A 20,675-nucleotide genomic window follows, 5' to 3' on the forward strand; every position below is an offset into this window, starting at 1 on the left:
CAGTAAGGGCCGCGACTGCCTGTGGCAAGTGACAGATCGCGGCCACAGCCCTTTACTGTTCCACCTACAACTCCAGGCGCTCACCCTCCGTCATCTGCTGCATGGCCTCATCACTCACAGGCCCAACCCCCAGCACCTGAACCGGGCTAGCCTGGTTGTAAGACAGCGGATCAGGCCGAGCACCGCCCGGCTCCAGCCGCTCATGGCCATAGCCCAGAATCTCCACATTGATGATCGATGGCATATTGCGACGTGCCGCCTGGTTCACCTGCTCAGCAGCGGTTATCGCACTGCTGGCCGCCTGACTGGCCGAGGTCAAGGCACCCACGTTCACCGCCGCCACCACCGGAATACCTGTGGACTCGCCCTGCACCTGAATATTGTCCGCATTCAATACCTGCAAGGCCGCAACGTTGACGCTACCCGACACCCGAATACCTGCCTCGCCGGCATCTACGGTACCCAGAGGTGCAATCAGATCTATATCCCCTGGCGCCACTTCAGCAATCGGATTCAGCGTAGCGATACCGGCCCCCGTTGAAGGCACCTGCGGTGACAGAGTTACATTGCCCCACTGGTCATATACCCGCACCGGCGGTGTATAGAGCACCGTGGTGCTGGAACCACGACCGGCGTTGATATCGCCCTCGGCCGACCAACCTAGAATGTCGCCACCAAAGGTGGTCATCACCCGGCTCTGACCAAGCAGAATGCTATCCCGGGAGAACAGCTGGATATCGCCCTGACCACGGGTAATCACACCGGCAGTAGCAGGCGGCGCCGCACCCTCAACACCAAAGGTCTGCGCCCCACCCGGGGTCAGCATCTGAATGCTTCCCCCCACGTTGGTATGCACCCCGGAACCGCCATACATCAGAATATCGCCAGCGTAGGCAAGCGTATTGCCCGACACATCATGACTCGGGAACAGCGCCGCAATCGCATTACGGCCCCGCAGATAACTGCCAAAGCGTGCCGCATCCACGTCGTTATATTCACGGCCGCTGGCCTTCAACTCAGCAAAGTACAGTTCACGGGCAAACACCCGCTGCTGCTCCGCACCCAGACCGTCAAAGAACGCCAGCGCCTCATCCACTGCAGTCTCGTTGTCGCTGGCCGCAAAGCCATAACGGCCCAGCAGCCACTCGACCAGTTCGTCCTCATAGGTATGCGCCACCAGTCCATCCTGATCCGCCAGCGGCAGCTCGGGATCAGCCAGGTTCTCTGGATTCAGATACAAGTCCAGCAAACCGCTCCAGTCCGCACCTTGCTCGCCCAGACCTGCCTGCATCACAATCCCGGCACCGGGGCGATTGTCGCCAGCCAAGATAGGGCCAAGGCTGGTGATGGCGGTTTCGGCGTAGTCACCTCCCGCTTGCCCGGTCATCAGGATATTGCGCCCAGCATTGATCTCCAACGTGCCGGGGCCGGCCACATTGAAGCCGCTATAAAGGATGTCGCCCCCAGCATCAACGATAGAAACATCGTTGATGTCGTTATGCACAATAACGCTACCCGTATTGGAGCCACCACCAAAGTAAGGATCAGCCATCGTGTAAGCCATATCCATTGGCATAATGCTGGAGTCCCCCTGCAACATGCCAAATCGAACAATGTCACCCCCTGCCTGTGTCCAAACCGGTCCTGCCCCTTCATACCAGACCTGGCCAGCACGGCCACCGTAGTCGAACTCCAGGATACTTCCCGTTCTCAGCCCGACGATATCGCCGTTCAAGGCATACAGACGCACCGGTTGTGCTGCAGCAAACTCACCTGAGAAGGTATTGGGACCAAAAGCAAACAGAGAGAACCTGTTGTAATCCGGCACCTGCGCGTCTGCACTCAGGTTATGTACCCTGGTCGACAACAGGCCATCAGGGAACTGCGCATAAGCAGGCGCAAAAGGCGTCGTCAGAACATCCAGACTGGCGCCGGACTGGCTGATCGTATAGCCCCCGGCATAGATGGAATCACCCGCCAGCAGCTCCAAACTACCATTGACCGAGGGTGCCAGCAGCAGATGGTAGGTATCGTTGAACTGCGTCGTCACACTACCCAATGCAGACCTGCCCATGTAGATGCTGCCATCCGCAGCCACCACGCTCAATTGGGAGGGGAGGACAAAGCGGCCATCGGTGTTTGAATGGTTATGCCCTTGAACCGGAATGTTGACGTTCACCTGCACATCACCCAGTTGCACGCTGGGCGTCAGATCGCCACCCGCCGCGAACAGGTTGATCGCAGTATTCTCGGTCCAGAGTGAGAACCAGCTATAGCCGTCATCTACAGGCGTATAGGGCAACGCCACACGGCCCGGATCACCGCTGCCCGCCAACACCAGGTCACCCCGGCTGGTCAGCGTCGCAGCCGAATCACCCAGCATCAGCGCCAGCCCCCCCGTCGCGGTAGCCAGCGAAGCCGTATAGGGGTCAAACGCCCGGATTTCTTCGCGGTCAGCCTGCACCTGTGATGTGGCGTAATAAGTCAAGCCAATGCCACCTATCTCACCAGCCTGCAAATGCACACCACCGCGTAGGTTGCTCAGCACCCCGTTCAAGTCCAGGTTCTGCCGGGTACGATCACTGACCCGCGCCTGCAAACCAGGGTTCAGATCGCCACCCACCCGCAGGTTCAGATCACCGCCACCGGTCAGCAATAACTCGCCTGTTTCGGTTACCCGCCCAGTGCTGCCAATCGCCAGGGCCAAACCTTCACTGCGCGGCCGGTCGTTATGTGACACCCCTCGACGCGCCAGCATACCGGCATCACCACCAACATCCAGCGTCAGGTTACCGCCGCCAAGGGTACCAATCCCGGTAAAGCCAACCAGCTCGGGAATGGCCTCTGCTGCAGCCACAGCAGCACCATCCAGGTCATAGTTCTTGTTGGACACCGTGCTGCCCGGCACATAGGTACCAAAGTTGATCCACCAACTGGTAGCGGTCGGGTCAACCCCAGCGGTATCGCCACTGCCCTGACGCCACAGCCAATTACCCTGATCCACACTGCTGCGTTGCTTCCGTAACTCTTGACCAGGCCAGGCCGGGCCATAGGTAGCAATCAAGTCACCAGTCAGGTTACCGCCGCTGCGCAGCAACAGATCACCACCGCCATCCGGGTACCAAGCCGCGTAGGTACTGTCGGCACCGCCATCCACCAGCGCTTCATAGCCCGAACCACCATCCGGGTCGGAGCTGGCATCAGTACCCAGATATGTCTCGCCCTGCTTGGCCCGCCCCAGATTGAACGCTGCCGCCTCGGCACCCGCTCGTGATGCAGTTGAGGTACCAGCTGTGTAAACGCCATACAGCGATTGCATGGTCACATCGCCTGCGGCAATCAGATCCAGATCACCGATACCGGTACGCAATACACTGAAGTTCTGCACCACCGGGTAAACAGCAATAACTTCTTCGCTCCAGCCACCGGTTTCCGGGGCTTGCGCTACACAGTTCCATTCATCACAGGCCCATGACCAATCATCCGTTACCGGTGTGCCAGGTTCCTGTCCATACCAGTTGCCTTCCAGCCAAACCAAGATGGGATCTGGAGCAGGCGGTGCCTCCGTCACACAGTTCCAGTCATCGCAGGCCCACAGCCAGTCGTCCGTCACCGGCGTGCCAGGCTCCTGCCCATACCAGTTACCTTCAATCCAGACCAGCACAGGTTCAGGGGCGAGTGTTACTTCCGTACAGTTCCACTCATCACAGGCCCATGACCAATCGTCCGTCACCGGCGTGCCAGGCTCCTGCCCATACCAGTTGCCTTCCAGCCAGACCAGTACGGTTTCGCCCCCTGCAGCCAGCATGCTTCTCTGGTTGTAAAGGCTGTAATGGGTGTCAGCCAATACCATACGGCCAGTGCTGTCAGGCCGTGTCAGCCTGGGATCAGCCGCCTGAGTATCCGCCCCCGCCACCAAACGCATGCCCCAGGATTGTGAGCCTTCCGGCAACATCGCGGCCACCGCCCAGTTGCGGCCCATACGCTCACCATTGACGCTGCGCAGCGGTACCGAGATGGCATCACCCACCAGTTTGACATCGGTCATGGACGGAATCAGCCCGCCGACTGGCAAAGTGGTGTTGTTCGCCAATGTGGCGGCCACCGGCAGCGGTACCCCGGCGGGCCAGGTCATGGAGGTCAGCGCGGCGTTGGCTGGCAGGCGGCTGCCGGCATCCAGCCGTGTGCCCCGTGGCAGCACCGTGGCCTGCTCCAGCAGGGTGCCGGCGGCATACAGCACATTGTTATCGGCATCACGTACTGCCGCACTGAGTACCGTATTGGCCGGCAGCGTGATATTTGCCGCCAACTCCCCCTGCACCGGCAGCTCGGTATTGGCCGGCAGGGTCAGCGCCCGGATCGGCACTGCATAGTTCAGGGTCTTGTTGGCCGGGAACAGCGTGCCAGCAGCCAGCTGCACGCCTGCGCCGGGTACGATGACATCCCCACCGTAAGCCTGCACACCAGGCGTCAGTACCCAACCGTTGTCATCCGGGGTATCCGGCGGCGGTGCAAAGCCATCGTTGATGCTGCCGTAGATATTCAGGTCACCACCGGCGCGAATCGCCAGCGCCCCGGCCTCGCCCGAGCCATATACGCTGGTCTGCTGGCTATGCGGATTAAGGCTGGCATAGCGATGACCCGACAAGTCCAGATCGCCGCTGACCATCAAGTCACCATCCGCTGTCTTGCTGATAATTTCTACGCCAGGGCGCAGGTGGAAGGCGTTTGCGTACGTGCTGTTATTCAGCCCCGCCAGCTTGTTATCCAGCAGGTTGCTGTTATTGAGGGCAGCATTGATAAAGGCGCGGCTGTCCGCATGTTTGGCATCCAGATAGGCCTGGTCAATCACCTGATAAGGGCGACCACTGGCTGCCTCATCAGTACCGTAGGCGGCATCGTCATAACGCTGCAGCGCATTCAGCGCAATCCAGCGAGCACCGTCAATATCCAGCACCCCGCTGGCATCAATAGCCACATCCCCGGCGTCAGCACCACCCAGCCGCGGCGCAAACAGCTCTAGAGTGCCCCGGTCACGGCCATCGTGCAGGCTCGGGTCGGCCGCCACTCGGGCATCGTCAGTACCGTGGCGCAGGTCAATACGCGCGCCATTGGCCAGGGTCAGTTGCCCATCGCCGGAGTTCAGCTCCACCATAGCGCGGTTGGGTGCATCGATAATCTGCCCATAACTGTCCAGGCGCAGCAGGCTGCCATGGGCATCCAGCACGGCATTGCCGGTCAGGGTCAGCCCCTGCTTACCGGCCAGGCGAATGCTGCCAACCCGCTCACCGCTGGCGTCCAGCGTGCCATCCACAATCAGCTGCCCACCATCCAGCGATACTTCAATCTGGTTGGCGCGAACATCACTGCCAATGGCCAGATCACCCTGCTTGAGCTGGAAGCTGCGCAGGCCAGTTACCTCACCTTCATTCAACCGCTGGTTAAGCGCGGTAAAGGCCTCGTTCAGGTTGCTGCCCAAAGTCTGAGCACGCAGCTCGATACCGCCCGCCAGATAGGGCACATAGGTCCCCCCCGCTTCGTAATAGCCACTGGCAGCGGCCAGAATCTGCCCCTGCAGATCAACCAATCCGGCACTCTCGGCCAGCGCCACAGCGGTCAAACGCCCGCCTTGGTTATGCTCGGCAGACAGATCGATAGTGGAGCCCGCCGCCTGGCGAATATTGCCAGCGCTGCTCTCCAACGTTACATCACCACCCCAGCTGTATTGGGTGGCGTCTTCATCATCAAAGAACTCAACACTGCGGCCAGACAGATCCAGGTGGGCATTGTTGCCCAGGGTCAGGTCACCGTCAGCCGCCAACGTCAGCTTGCCGCTGGGCAGGGCCACCGCAGTGTCCAGACTCAACCCCTGCCCTGCGGTAAGCGAGAACTCCGCGCCCAGCGCCGACAGTTCAGCTGGGTCAGCTGCACCGGCTTGCGGGGCCGCAACACGAATGGTACCGCCCGCAGTAATGTTATTAACCGACCCAGCCTCACCGGTAATCAGCGGTGTGGTGATGTTCAGGTTGCCGCCGCTGTACGACACGCCCTCACCCGGCACATAGGCGCTCTGGCTCTGGTACACCGCCAGCGTGCCCTTATTGTTGGCCGTAATACGGTCACTGGCATTCAGGTTCACATTGGTAAAACCCAGCGCCAGCCGATCCAGCGAACTGATGCCATCCGGATGGCGCCAAAGGCCATAACCAAAGGTAATGCGTTCGGCATCCACCGTCAGGCTACCGCTGCCGGTACCTGCGCCATCGGTTACCACTGCACCGGGGGTATCGCCGGAACCATTCCAGATCAGGTGACCGGTTTCGATCAACGCCACATCACTGGCATCCCCATAGCCATAGATGGCCGGGGTGGTCAGCAGCAGATTATCCAGCAACGACTTGCCATTAGCATCCAGCGTGGACAAGGTGACCGAATCAAAGAAGTTCACCGAGTCAGCGGCAATCAGTTCCAGCGTTTCCAATGCCGGGGCACCCACTGAGGTATCCCCTTGCAGCAGACGCTCCATCACCTGCTGATTGAGCGCCAGGCCGGGTGCAAGCGCGTTACGCGCCGCTGCAGCGGCCAGTGCCTCGGTACTGCCGATATTGAAAGAACCAACGCCCAGACTCAGATGGCGGGTGCCGTAGCGGACGTCATCGTCCAGCTCAAAATCGTTATTGGTGACAAAAGAAATACTGCCTTCGGAATAGAGTTGAGTGGTGCCGGTGCAGTCAACTGTCGCACAACCGCCGATGCGGATATGTCCAGGACCTGAGTTACCAGAACTCTCCGCCGGTGCCAGCCACTGCAAAGTTCCATTGGACACAGCCACGACACTGGCTTTACCCGGCTGATAAATGAAGCCATCATTTGAATCATAGGCTGCATCGCCTTGCCCCAACGTATTGATGACAGCACCTTGTTCAATTTCAATGGCGCTACTGCTGTCACTTTGAAGGCCAGTACTGATCAACATCACTTCCGGCGCAGTCAGAACCGCACCACTGCGCACAGTAATACCAGCGACGGGGTTGCCGTCATCGACGAGCAGCATATTACCACCCTGCCCGTAGTTCACGCGTGGCGTCCCGCCGATGGTCAAGCGGTTCACAGCTATATTGTCAAGATCCGATGCTCGTAACGCGGTGGCATAACCCTCGCTGGGCAACCCGCCATCAGAAAGAATCTCTATCCTGTCGCGCAGGCTAAGTGCCGTTATAGCAAGGGTACTGCCATAGCCCCCCTCAGCAGCTTCGCCTAACACATTCCCGTCAAAGCGTAGGCTTAGCTCATCCTTATCCGTATCGCGACTGGCGAAATGCAAGCGCAGGCTTTTAGCATCAGCTTCGATCAGCGCACGTGGCACCCCAAGACGGGCAGCATCAGCACGTACAAAATCGGCATAGCAGGTTTCGTTATATTGCGAATAAGTGCGCAACGTATCCGCAGGCGTCAGTATCAGTTGGCTGGCCAAGCTGTCGCGAATACCCGTACCCGCCACTGACAACACACCAGAGGTAGCAAAAGAACCATTACGCATGGCCTGCGTACCCGTCGCAGTACCCTGCCCGGCCAAGCCATTGATCTCCACGCGGAAGGCACCGGGCAACAAGGCGTAGGTCGATGGCATCAAAGTATAAGTACCCGCCGCCAGCCCCGGTACCCCCGCGCCTATGGTGATCTGTTGACCAACCACAGCATCAACCGCGCCAGCTTCCCCACCCACAGGGGCAACACCTTGCACGCCCGGCACAATGGCATAGACCGGGTTGGTATCCAGGCCTGGTAAGCTCAATCCATCACTGCCAATCTGTACCAGCGGGTTGTAACGGGCATCCGTCGAACCACCACGACCAGACACAAAGCCTGCGCCGGTCAACTCTCCGCCACCGGACAGATCGATGACTGCACCTTGCTGCACATCAACTTGCTGCCCGGACAGGGTCACGCTGCCCGCCGCCAATGTGCCTACGCCCTGCAATTGCACCTCATCACCAGCGTATTGCCACGTCAGCCCATCAGTCGTGCCTCCGTAGGGCATAAGCAGCCCGACAGCACTAGCGGAGGTCAGGCTACCATCCTGTAAATTAACCACCTTGGTATAGCGAGCAGAGCCTGAGCCCGTACCCAAGCTCACGGCACCTAGCGGGGCACGGACAATACCACCTTGATTAATCGTATCGGCACCCAGGGTCAGACTACCAAATACGGAGTAAGGCACATCCGGCACAACTTCCGTGGTACGCGCTAAGGTCAGGGTGCGCTCGGGATCATAGTCAAAGTTATTGCCGCGCCAGCCTGCATATATTGCAGCGCTGGTGCCGGTAACAGGATAGAACTGTGCGGCAGCCAGAGTCAGGTCGCCCGCAGTATAGAAAGTGCCCGAACCGAATTGCAGGTCACCCCCGCTGACCAGATTGATATGGTCAAAGCCTGGGCGGACAACAAGCTCACCTCCAATAGTCAACTGACCACCATTACCCAAGCCCTGACCACCGCGCACCTCCAACAACTGACTGGCATCTAGAATTAGCCCGCCAGTCAAAGGATGCGATGTGATATCCATCCACCTGTCAGCGTAGTGCATTCCCAAGTAATCTATTCGTGCGTTTCCTGTTCCCACATTCAGGAACGAACTCGCCAGGCGAATATATGGTGCAGCCAAGCGCACTTGGCTATCTGCAGCCCCTTCAGCCAAGCCCAGCGAACCGGCATACAGATTCAATGCCTGGCCCATGGACAGATTCACATCGCCATCAAAGGCAATCATGCCGCCGCTATGCAGGGTCAGGCTATCAAAGGCGCCCGACTCAATCTGATCCACTCCAATCTTCGCGTGACCATAGACGAGCGAGTCAGCCGCCTGGGCTGCAGTGACATCCGTGGGCAACAAGCTGTCCACCTTCTGCTGGCTGACCACCAGTTCGCGAATCTGGTTTGTACGGCTTGGGGCAGTCCCCCGTGCTGCGCCACTACCAATGGAGATCGATAAGTTACCGCCCGCCGCTCCTGCACCGCCAGCATTGGCGCGTATCTCGCCATCCAGATACAGACCTCTGAGCGAACTCAATGAAATCTGCCCGCCGTGACTGGCAACGGCAGTCGTTCCTTGACCGGCTATATTCAGCACCGCACTGCTACCCGAGGCATCCAGAACCGCCCCTTCGCGCACCACCACGAATAGATCCATACCATCATTGTTGCCATCGCTGTGGTCGGTCTGGTTGCCAATAATGATGTTGCCGCCATTGTGCACTTGGCCATAAGTATTGCCCCAGGCGTCCACCGCTGTAGCAGCCCTTGCGGCCACATCCAGCACAGCGGTTTCACTCAACCAAACGGAGCTGCCAGCGTCTGTACTCGCAGTAGAGGACGTAGCCTGACCCAGCTCAATGCTCCCTCCCCAAGCTTGCAAAGTACCGTCCACAGTCAACTGGCCAATACTCTGTAGTGAGATGGCTTGGCCTGGGTCAACGGCGATGCGCGCACCACGATCAATATGCAGTTGAGTGGCGACGGCATCCGTGGAGTGACTATTGCCGGCCTGTAAACTCAGGCTCGCGCCTTTACGCTGTGTCAGTACGCCGGTAATTGCGTTCTCCAGATACAGCGGCGGTGTCCATAACTCCAAGGCCCCAGCGTCGCTACCGGTGGCACTCCCTTGGCTGTGCTCACCAAAGCGGTATACCGGCATGCTTACATCGACTTGCGCCCCTTCAACAACTAGAGCACCCAGTTGGCCAGTCACTGTATATTGAGAAAAGCCCTTGGTGAACACATCTTCGGCTAACTGCAGCGGTGCCTGAATAGCTACAGCCTGATTCACCAGAGCACCTGGCTTTACCAGGCTCCCCACCGGCAGCAGCGTATCTATCAGTGCCGCCTGGCCAGCTTGAACGGTATAGGTTGGGGTCGATAGTTCCGTTACAAACGCCGGCATTTCATAACCTGCAGGCAAGTAACCGCTGTTTATTCGGGTGACCCGAGTACCCTCCGGCACCACCCTGTTGGAGCCGGTATTCCCACGATAACGATTGGCGGAAGAGTTGCTGCCATTGACATAGACATCCAAACCGGTGCCGTTCAAATCCCAGCCGCCGGGACCAACGACAATATCCAAGGTATGCCCGGTATTGGTAAAGTTGATCTGTGTTGGCAGTATCTGATTGGCAAACACTTTGTCGTAAGTGGCATTTGCCGGCAAGGTCTCCCCGGCCAGAACAGTCAGTGGCTCATCCAGCCGGACAGCAATCGGCGCGGCTTTGCCTGCCTCCAAATACTCTGCGTTCTGAAACAGCGGCTGGTCACCTACGACAACGGCAGTCCCCGTTTCAATACTCAAAGTGCCGCCACCCTGCACGCCGTAACCGTGGATATCGCTGTTCAGCACCAGCGCACCAGAACCGCCTTGGGCAGCCGCCCCTAGGGTTACATTGCCGCCGCGCCCACCCTGCTGATTTCCACTAGACAACAAAGCCGCACCAGAAGATACATCAATCAAACTGCCTTCGTTCAGGGTGATATCGCCGCTGCTGCGAACTGAAACGCTGCCACCGTTCTGGTAGGGCAAGGCGCTGGTGTCCGTTGGGTCCAGCAACAGATTGCTCCATAGGCCTCTGGCGTTAATCTTTACACCGTCCGCCACCGTGACGCTAGGCGTGGTGCCAGTGCCCTCTGCCGCGTTAAGCACGACATCCTGAATATTGGTATTCAAGGTGCCGATCTGGTTAAGCACGTTGCCCATCTGGATAGCACCACTATGGGCGGTCAGGTCGGCATTGACATCGACCTGTGGGCCATAGAGGGTAATGTTACCGGCATGGCCAGCCGCGAGGTCATTATCCACTCTGATGCTATTGCCGGCAGCCACCTTGATGCCGCCCAGATTGAAGTCATTCAATTGGTCGGTATTCAGGTATAAGGTGCCGTTGCGGTCTTCCGGCAGTACCTCGGTCAGATCCAGGCCGGCGGCAATATTGCCCGCCGTATTGTTGAAGATAATGTCCTGGATGGTATTGCTGGTAGCGGTCAGCCGATGTTGAATGGTCCCACTGTCCTTAACATAGAAGGGTACGTAATCCCCCACCACCAGATTGGCACCACGGGCTACGGCTTTCTGCGATTGGTTATAGCCATCCAGCCCGGCTTGGGCGGCCTGATTCTGGCGATCGCCCTTATAGGTGTCGCCAACAATATCCCCTTCCAGTACCGCATTACTGGTACCGATGACCAAAGTGCCGGCATCCCGGCCTACGGTATAGCCGTTTTCCAGTCGGGATCTGGGGGTAATCAGCGGGTTCCACCAGGACTGTTTCTGGCCCCAGCGGTCGCTGTTCAGCTCATAGCCTTTGTAAATGCCGGTATACAGCAAATCACCCGGTGCACTGGAGACTTCATAGAGTCGGCCATCGACACCTTTGAGCCAGGACAGCTGAATCTCACCGCTCTGCACATCCAGGGTGCCGCCGGACAGGTTGATCTGTGAGCCTTGCTGGGTCACCACATCGTTACCGGTAAAGATAACGCTACCGCCCTGGGCCATCCATTCGCCTACACTGTGGCCCTGGGTACCCAGATAACCGCTGACCTCCAGTAATCCACCCTTGGTGTACCAGCGGTCGGTTTCATAACCGTTGGTACCGGCTGGCACATGCACCAGATCGCGCACATCGACCCAGACCTCGTTGCTGGCCAGATGGCTGCGGCCATTGTCCTCGTCGCTATCGCGGTTAACTGATGAGTCGCGCAGCTCGTTGCCCTGGATATTGACCTTGACACTGTTATTTTCCATGGCGACTTTAACGCCTACGGCACCGGAGACATCCAGAGTTGCGCCATCGCGTACCAAGCTGCGTTGTGCTGCATCCACCGCAATCTGGCCGCCGGTAGCGAGGGTCATGGACCCCGTCTCGAAGTCCACGGTGCCGTTGCTGGTGATTTCGATCAGTGATTGGTCGCGGCGATATTGATCCGCGGGGACGATATTATTGCCTGTTCCATCACCCTGCACGGGGCCCTGCAGGCCATCACGCTGACTATCCAGTGCGGTTGTATCGGTATCTTCCAGCAGGATGGCCGTTGTGCTGCCTTCAGCCAAAGTGATATTGGCATCGGTACCGCTGGCGTTCAGGTGTACTGTACCCCGGTTATTGACCGAGGTGCTGGAGAGCAACACACCTTCCTGCCTGACCTGATTACCGGTCAAGCTGATATCGCCGGTGCTGGCCTGGATAATACCGCTGTTGGTTACCGTGCCATTGCCGGTGGTAGTAACTACGTTACCCCGTACGGTGGATTGCAGATCACCACCCGTGGTGGCTTGGCCTCGTTTGATAATAAAGTTATCGCCAGCAGCCATAGCCGTCTGGCCGTTGACAGTATTGATCTCACCAGCGTTCTCAACATTCTGGCCCAGCAACAGGACATAACCGCCGCCCTGGGTGCTGGTTTCAGGTGCATGGGTGCTGATCTGAGCGCCCTGCTCCACCAGCACATCACCGGCTGCATTGGTAAAGGTGGCGCTATTGCCGTTATACAGGCCGTTATTCTCGAACTGGCTATCAGTGATGGTGCCTGCAGCAGCGACCATATTGCGCACGTTGGTTTGGCTGCTGCCGGTAAAAATGACGCCGTTCTGGTTGATGACCATTACGGTGCCGTCAGCCTGCAGTTTGCCGGCGATCTGGCTGGGGGCAATATCGTTGCCGACCACGCGGTTAAGCACCGCATCCCCGGCGTTCTGCTGGATTTGCAGACTGGTATCACGACCGATATTGAAGGTATCCCAGTTAAGGATGGCCTTGGACTCGGTCTGTTTGATGGTCAGGTCTCGGTCTCCCACATTGGGTGTACCGTTGGCCCATTGGGCACCTTTCCAGTTCAGTTGGTCACCCTCAGCATTGCGATCCCACAAACCACCCTGCGTATAACCTTCGGGGATCGGTGAACCGTTCTTGAGAGCCGCCTCGCGGGCAGCCTTCTGTGCGGATTGCTGTGCGGCAATCGACGCGGCGGTACGCCCGATATTATTCAGCGTGCGTTGCAATTGGGCATTATTTTTTTGCTGCTGAGCCAAAGGCGGCGGTGTACCTGGGACATGTACGCCGGGGCGATTGGGGTTGGGATTGGGATTGGTAGCTTGCGCAGCACCCTTGGCGGCGAACCAGTCGGAACTGAATGGGCGCGGGGCAGCTTCGGCAGTACCAGCAATCAGCAGCAGTGCAACAGCCTGAGCCAGCGGCCTGCGGACAAATGACGGCCGACTATTCTTGCGGCGGTAAGTGGAGGGTTGTCGCGTCATTACTCTTTCCTTATTGATGCTGCACTGTCAGCACGGCTGCGGGCTGGTCTGCTGGAAAAACATTGCTCTATGGAAAGAGTCGAATGGCAATCAAGAAGACCGAACCATGTCATAAAAATTTAATAATCCGCGCTGACGGAAAAATGTGATGTTGTGCCACATGGGCGGTTCGCGCAAAAAGAAGGCCGGACAGATACGAATACCTGTCCGGCCTGAATCAGCTTTGAGTACCGTGCTAGGGGAAGTCAGGTGAAGCACTCAAAGCCGGGACGCACCTTATTGCGGGCGGCCTTTACCATTACATACGTTGGCATTGCCGATGCTCAGGCTGCTGTTGCTTGCCCAGAAGTTATCACGCACAGCATTCAACCAAGCGGCAGGGAGCTTGACGAAACCGGCCTCTTCGATTTCCTGATCATTTAATGTGTAATTCACATCATAATGATTCCCAACGAACTGACGGATTTTGCTTTCATCACCGCTATCGGCATAGCACTGACTGAAGATCAGGTTGGTGGAAGCAACGATCGGGTAGCCAGTACTCGGATTGGCGTTGCTGATACCCCAGGCCAGCGGGTTGTTAACCAGAGCGCCGGCCGGTACAGGAGAGTCTTCAACAGCCGCTTGAACGTTAACTTCAGTTGGCAGGTAACCATTGATTGAGGCAACTACCGTAGCGTCGTCGAAGTCCACTTTATCGGGACTGACGTAGCCAATCGAATACGCAGTGGCTTCTACGGCAGTCACCACACCAGCGCTGCCAACGGCAGGCAGGAAGGTTGCAGCGGGATGCTCTGCAGGCTTGATGGCAGCAACAAAGTCCTTGTTCACGGACTCTACCGCACCGCTGTCAATAGCATTCAGGTGGCGCAGGAAGATTTCGGTTGTGCCACTTTCATCCCCACGGTGGACAACAATGATGTCCTCAGCAGGTGCATTTGTCAGGCCCAGCTGACTATCGTCCCAGCGGGTGATTTCACCACCGAAGATCTTAGCCAACTGCTCACTTGTCAGGTTCAGTGTGGGAAGCCCCGGTACGTTGAAGGGCACAGTTACCGAAGTAAGTACCGACGGCACTTGGATCAGCGCGCCGAAGTTGGCGCGACCATTAGCATTGCTTGGATTGTTGTAGGAACCCAGCTCAGCAGCACTCACCAGCGAATCACTGCCAGCATAATCAACGGTGACTCGGGTGGGATAGAACAGAACGTCAGGAGTCAGAGGATTGTCATCATGATCCCACTTGAACTCGTCCGAGTTGTTGTTGAAGAAAGCACGCTTGCCCGCGCCGCTGCCTACACCAACGTAGGGGTTGAAGCCTGCACCATCATGGAGAATACCAATGCCGTGGTCATCATATGGTTGGCCATTAGCATCAGTGGAAGCATTGGCCTTGCCATACAGACCTTCCGGCAGAGTAGCACCGCCACCCACAACGGCTGCCGAAGCAGCGCCAGCCATACCCATAACACCTACTGCAACCAACGCCGCCAGGGCGCTCTTACGAAACTTAGTCATTCTAACAACTCCTGCATTTAGGAAATAATTGGAATTACTGGTTACCGAATTACAGTGGGCATTCATGGTGTGGCTATGCCTGCCTCTCCTGCCCTCGCCACCACTCGGTGACAGCTCAAGATTGGCGCTTCCGTATGACATCCCCGCTAAAAAAGTTACGTAACATTGAATAAAAACACATTTCCTGGAAAAAAACATAGAAAACCCTATTTCTTCAATGATTCATAAAGAACCACCCTCAAGATGTTGATATCAAACAGAGTTTATCAATCCAGAACACTGATAAATCTACAGGCCTGGACTTTATGTTCTTAAACACAAAAGAGGATCCTAACAATTACTATATTATCTGGGATATTTTTTATCCCCTCATAGAACTTCCATGTAGGCTCAGGATAATTGAGAAAAATTAAAACTATAACAGTGGCGTTTGCCTTAGTGGTATCCACTGTCATGGTTTGTGGAAAATAAGGGGAAGCACCATCAGTTACATATTTTTCTGTAATGGCGCTTCAGAATTCCAGGCATCAGCCCACGTGCGAAAGAAACTCTGACGTCCGAGTACTTGTTTGCCAGCAGAGGCCGATATGATAAGAAATCAAAAAACACTTCGGGATGAGGATGACGTAGCCGTTTATGCTCGGGGTTAGGTTCTGTACGAAAAGTACTGACGCAAACACCGCAGCGTGCAAGCCAGCGTGACCATCGCGGCAAAACTTCTTGCCAGCTTGTCGTAACGAGTGCCGATCCTGCGGCTCTCCTTTAGCCAGCCGAACATGCGCTCGATGATGTTGCGCTGCCGGTATTTCGGGCGATCGAACAGCCTTGGTAATCCTGGCTTGGGCTTACGTTTCATGGTTCGCAGTGGAATCACAGGCTGCATTCGGTAACGGTCGCAGTACTGACGCAGCTGCTCGGCATCGTAACCCTTGTCTGCCAGCAACCAGCGGCAGCGCTTGCGGGGCCGACCTTGCTTGCCGGGGATGCGTACCTGATCGAGAAGTACCTGGGCATTCGATATGTCGCTGGCCTGACCCGGTGTCAGCAAAAAGCGTAGAGGTATGCCGTTGGCGTCGCAGACCATGTGGATCTTGGTGGTCAGGCCGCCTCGGCTACGTCCCAACGCATGGTCTACCGGCTCTTCTGGCCCCCCTTTTTCCCGGCTCCAGAAGAAGCTCGGGTTGCTCGCACCGCTGTTGAGTCGATCATCCAGGTATCCAGATCAATCAGGCCTTCCTGGTTCAGCCGGATGTGCAAACGCTCAAGCACTTGATCGAATGTGCCATCGTCGCGCCAGTCGCGAAAACGCTGGTAGACCGTCGACCACGGGCCGAAGCGCTCCGGCATGTCACGCCAGGCTGCACCTGAGCACAAGACCCAGAGGATGCCATTGAGCATCAATCGGTCATCACTGCGAGGTCGTCCCATCTTCTGTTCGGGGGAAACCAGATCCTTGATCAGCTCCCAAGCCGCATCAGGGAGCTCGTAACGCTTTGCCATGCGGATCTCCAGCCTGTCATGGCACCGATTCTATCTCCTCAGACTTTTCGTACAGAACCTAGAGCTGAATATACTGAAGTCCGGCTTGATTTTTTGCGCCAGACCAGCATGCCAACTATGCCGGGAGCCATGATGCATGACTTGCAGGGCACTGACTCGTTCGACCCGCTGGTAGCCCAAGAAGGATCGCATGGCAATAAAGCGCGCATCCGTGTCCAGGTAACCATCTCCGGTATAGAGCAGGTTGCCATGGCATGGTGTATTGAATTGATGATAGTAACATCTATTCTTTGCGCCAGATAACACGACCGCCTGCTGGCGGGCCGCCTCCAGTGCAGGTGTAATCGGCCCGCAGTACAGGAACAGCGATATCCTGTTGCCGTTTTCACGTTGCGTCGCGGAGTTGAATGCGTTGGCGTATACCTCTTTCAACTCGCTCAAGGTTGTTTCTTTGATACTCGCAGGCGCTTCGGCCAGCAGTTTTTTACGCAGGCCCGACACCCTTGCTATAAACTCTGCTGATGCCATTGGCGTCAAGTCCGCATCATTATATGGCATGAACTCCCAGCACCCCGCAACCTCGATGGCGGCCCCCGGCGCCATGAATTCCACAGCCGTTCCGGACGGCGCCGCCTGCGTCATGTTGTCGGCATCCAGAATGTTGTCGGTGCCTTGCACATCAGGCCGCTTTTCAGTTGGAACAACTACCGGCAGGGGACCTTCGCGGTAGCTTTCAGCTATCTGCCGTGGTGGTCCATCCGATGGTGCCTCGTCTCTGAGCAGCCTGTCTTCAGCTCGCCCCCCGGCAGGGACCAACAGAATACGTCGGACGCTTGCATTGGGCAGCCCGGCGATGAAGTCAACCGGATTGATCAGGAATCGGGTCAATAGCGAACGATTACCTCGGCCGGCCTGAAAGGCTATAACCAATCGCTGCCAGAGGGGCATATACGGCAGCAGTAAATCCCCCACTGCAAAACGGCTGAGCAGTTTGACAAGCCCACTGATGTGGTCATGATCGAAGTGCGAAATGGTCACAAGGTCAAGATAAAGGGGCTCATTCTTGAATTCGCATGCCAGCCCCTCCAGAGCAGTATCCAGGTGATACTGTTTTGAAGAAGTACCGCAATCATATACCCATCGAAATTGCTTCCTAGCTGAGTAAGCAGGCAACAGTGTCAAACACCCCGCACTGAACAACCCCTGCCCCACGCCATAAAACGTATAATCAACCTGCCAATCCTGGTTCATAAAAACTGATTCCCTTTGCATATGCCTGGCCCCTCAGCCGGGCTACTCCGCTTTTTTCAGCCATTTTACATCAACAAAAAGCCCAAGCAGCTGAATGGCATGCTCGACACAGGGCGGGCTCTGGGAGATCACCACTTTTTGATGCTGCGAAAGGCCGTGAAGATAGTCTGGGTAGATTCCGGTTCGACCATGTGCTCTGCCGCCTTACCCAGCAGATCCCATACTCGCTTGATCCGGGCGAATGCCCTTCTGTGTTCCTCGCTATGTGCACACCAGCGCCGAAAGGCGTTTGCTTCCTGCTCGGTGACACGCCCTGACGTCAAACGTAGCAACCATTCCAGAGCCTGATCCTGCACCTGTGATTCGGACCCGGACTTGGAAAGGCTGGTGTTTTTCGGCCTCGACGGGATCATGCTCATCCTCACATTTCAAACGTCTTCATACTCAATCGTGAGCGTGCCCAGTTTCTTGCCCAGGATGAGGCCTTTGCCAAGCAGCTTCTTCTTGAGCCGATAAAGTGCCATCGCAGTGCTCGAGCAGGCAGCAACAAAATGATTGTCTTCCGTGACGTAATACCCGAACCTGCATTCCACACCGTCGATGACGTCCTGCCAGGTCTTACGGGGCTGACATGGCAGAGCAATGCAGTGCTCATTGGCGATGGCACAGGCGTACTCGTGGCAGGTTTTCTTCATCGGTGCGTTTTCAATCAGCGCCCGGATGAAGTCTCTTTTTTGCTGTCCTGCCTCACCCAGCCTTGCATCGCGGTGGGGGTTATCTTCGATGATGTCAGCCATCTTGAACTTCCACTGCAAGTCATCCACTGGTTGAATGCATGGCTGCTGTTTCAGCCACACGTGCAACATCAGCATCAGAGGTTGTGTCTTGTTCAGTTCAAAGAATGCGCTGTTTTTCCTGCCGAGCCAGCGTTCGACGCTGCCGTTTGCGGGATGATTGACACCGTCCCGCGCAGACACCGCTGTCAGTATCTCGTCAGACACGTTCAGGTACATGGCTATATCGCGAAATAGCAGCTGATACGAAATGGCACCTATCGCCTCAAGAGCTGTATCCAGCATGCGGTGCACTGCCGGCGAGCAGCCGCCGTTGGTAAGGAACTGTTCATGCCCACCGCTACTGACCAGTTCAAGGTATCGCGAAACCTGCCTATGGTATTGCAGCGGCATCGGCAGCTCGCCGGCTGTATAGCGGCCAAAAACCATCAGAGCGTTGCTGATTTCACTCAGAGCCGCACTGAACCCATGGGGAGAGGCCCCGTCATACACGCCTCGGCGTACCGGCACGGTACGAATGCAACTCTCTTGAATATCAGCCCCATCAAAAGGACACATGCCCCACCCCACTGATGCCCTGACTCTGCCCTGCACCATGCTTTCGTATTCAGGAACGCAGAGCAGGACGCTGTTTCCGTCAGGAGCGTTAAAACTTGAACCCCCTATTTTCCGAAGCCATCGAGAGAAGCCTGGTGACGGCTTTTACGTGGCTCTTTCTATATAGACGTTTGGGGAGCCCCCAAACCGAACCGGGTTTCTGTTTTTTCCAAAAAAACCAGGGTCGTCATCAACACCCCTCAAATTACATAAATCTTTTAATATATCCGTCACAATCCACAGCAAGAATCACGCTGAATAACGTCGGCATATTTTTTACTGGACTTGAACAGAATAAAGACATTGGCTATAAGAATAATGGCACAGCGCCAATACAGGGATGGTAATACCATGAAAAGAACAAATTCAAAACGAGCTATCAATCTGACACTCGCAGTCACTACCTTTTTTTCGTTATTGATCCTCGGCGGCTGTGGATCACCTGCGATGCAACCAGGCAGTATCGCAAAACAATGGTCTGAAAACACTTCCCAGCTGGGGATCAAGCCTATCTTTCCTCCAAGGGAAGGATTCTATCCCGGAGATATTGTGTTGCTTGCAAGCTATACCCCAGCAGAAGACAGCAAGCAGAGATCTGCTCCGGTTGAGTTTTATAGTATTCACCCTGTCTACTATGACAATCTGGATTACTGCCGGGTGTTCGCGAACCATAGGCTCAGACCAACGCCACCAGAAACAAAAGACTATATTTTGGATGGCGAAGCAGTGACTCCCTGGACCTCTTCGGAACTCAAGTACTCCGACTTCAAATGCGATACTACCAATATAGGCAATTTTAACTTAAACGAGTCCACCGCTTTTCCTGCGTTTTCGTTCGCTTCTTTATCAACAGCGGGATTAGGTGCCAACTTTACTAGTGGCTGGCTTGGAGGACGCCTTGGAGCTGGCTCAGACAATCAGAACTATATAACTTATTCGGTCCCCAGCTCCGAAGTTTTATCCGTTAAAACCAAGCACATAGTATCACTGTTTTCAGAATACTGGACGGGGAAGAATCGAACAGCTGATGCCTCTATAATAAGAGCATTAGCAAAACCACAGATCCTTCCTGGTAAGGACATGCAGTCAACAAAACCTGTTATAGCTCTCGTTCATGAAGTCCATTATGCCAGATCAATGGACATATCCATTTCTGCCTCACAAGCACTTTCAGCTCAGGTCTCAGCTGCTACACAGGCGATGATTGATCTAACCGAGAAAAAATCCAAGGTACAAGAAGAAATAAGCGCCATAGAGCAAGCTGCGTTAGCCGACCCAAAAAGCCAGCCTTCTGCAGAGAGTCCTGCGATTGAAAAGCTGAAAAGTAACCTGCAGAACATTACAGGTAATATCGAAACGTTGGGCAAGCTGGTTGCCCCAGACGCACCTGGTGTCACGGGTCAGGTTACAAGATCCTCCAGCTCGGGCATAACGATGACGCAGGTTTTTCCGAAGCCCCTGGCCATCGGTTATCGAGCGGTGCTGATGGAGCTTCTGGACTCACAGGATGCTGATAATGTGGATCTCACGCTCTCGGGCTTAGCCATTACATCCGGGGGCAGCGTAGTTGTAGCGGCGAATCAAGCTCCGTCCGATACAGATGGCGATCAATCCCAAGCAGTCACCTCAGATCACACCCCCAAAATCGTCATTATCGGGACGGGAAGCGAAACCTCACCAGCTGGTGTTAGCTCCAAAGCAGATACTCATTAAGC

7 protein-coding genes are annotated in these 20,675 nt (G+C 56.1%); 1 reads left to right on the forward strand and 6 read right to left on the reverse strand.

Annotation, left to right across the window (positions count from 1 at the left end):
- Positions 1–64: 64 nt before the first annotated feature.
- The 6 genes from CNQ84_RS13765 to CNQ84_RS13790 form a co-directional block, all read right to left on the reverse strand.
- Positions 65–13,300, reverse strand: coding sequence for a filamentous haemagglutinin family protein (locus CNQ84_RS13765; protein WP_096005425.1), 13,236 nt, complete (start codon positions 13,298–13,300; stop codon positions 65–67).
- Between the two features lie 276 nt (positions 13,301–13,576).
- Positions 13,577–14,818 carry a substrate-binding domain-containing protein gene (locus CNQ84_RS13770; RefSeq protein WP_036989900.1) on the reverse strand — a complete coding sequence of 414 codons (1,242 nt, stop codon included), beginning with the start codon at positions 14,816–14,818 and terminating at the stop codon, positions 13,577–13,579.
- 646 nt (positions 14,819–15,464) lie between these two features.
- Positions 15,465–16,318, reverse strand: a protein-coding gene (locus tag CNQ84_RS13775) for an IS5-like element ISPst8 family transposase (protein ID WP_096005426.1) whose coding sequence is annotated in 2 segments (ribosomal slippage) — positions 15,465–15,976 and positions 15,976–16,318 — 855 coding nt in all. Because the reading frame shifts where the segments join, the coding sequence is not laid out codon by codon here.
- Positions 16,319–16,348: 30 nt separating this feature from the next.
- Positions 16,349–17,569 carry a ComEC/Rec2 family competence protein gene (locus CNQ84_RS13780; RefSeq protein ID WP_096005427.1) on the reverse strand — a complete coding sequence of 407 codons (1,221 nt, stop codon included), beginning with the start codon at positions 17,567–17,569 and terminating at the stop codon, positions 16,349–16,351.
- Between the two features lie 128 nt (positions 17,570–17,697).
- Complete coding sequence (locus CNQ84_RS13785; RefSeq protein WP_096005428.1) at positions 17,698–17,988, reverse strand: FecR/PupR family sigma factor regulator; 291 nt, start codon at positions 17,986–17,988, stop codon at positions 17,698–17,700.
- Between the two features lie 9 nt (positions 17,989–17,997).
- Positions 17,998–18,921 carry a hypothetical protein gene (locus CNQ84_RS13790; protein ID WP_133065904.1) on the reverse strand — a complete coding sequence of 308 codons (924 nt, stop codon included), beginning with the start codon at positions 18,919–18,921 and terminating at the stop codon, positions 17,998–18,000.
- Between the two features lie 390 nt (positions 18,922–19,311).
- Here CNQ84_RS13790 and CNQ84_RS20400 point away from each other — a divergent pair, with 390 nt between their 5' ends.
- Positions 19,312–20,673: a hypothetical protein gene (locus CNQ84_RS20400; protein ID WP_133065905.1), complete on the forward strand. Its 1,362-nt coding sequence runs from the start codon at positions 19,312–19,314 to the stop codon at positions 20,671–20,673.
- Positions 20,674–20,675 lie beyond the last annotated feature (2 nt).

It is taken from the genome of Pseudomonas abyssi, from assembly GCF_002307495.1.
GTDB lineage: Bacteria > Pseudomonadota > Gammaproteobacteria > Pseudomonadales > Pseudomonadaceae > Halopseudomonas > Halopseudomonas abyssi.

Coding starts and splice junctions, on each gene's coding strand:
- CNQ84_RS13765 (WP_096005425.1), bottom strand. CDS start 13,300: ATGACGCGACAACCCTCCACTTACCGCCGCAAGAATAGTCGGCCGTCA.
- CNQ84_RS13770 (WP_036989900.1), bottom strand. CDS start 14,818: ATGACTAAGTTTCGTAAGAGCGCCCTGGCGGCGTTGGTTGCAGTAGGT.
- CNQ84_RS13780 (WP_096005427.1), bottom strand. CDS start 17,569: ATGAACCAGGATTGGCAGGTTGATTATACGTTTTATGGCGTGGGGCAG.
- CNQ84_RS13785 (WP_096005428.1), bottom strand. CDS start 17,988: ATGAGCATGATCCCGTCGAGGCCGAAAAACACCAGCCTTTCCAAGTCC.
- CNQ84_RS13790 (WP_133065904.1), bottom strand. CDS start 18,921: ATGTGTCCTTTTGATGGGGCTGATATTCAAGAGAGTTGCATTCGTACC.
- CNQ84_RS20400 (WP_133065905.1), top strand. CDS start 19,312: ATGAAAAGAACAAATTCAAAACGAGCTATCAATCTGACACTCGCAGTC.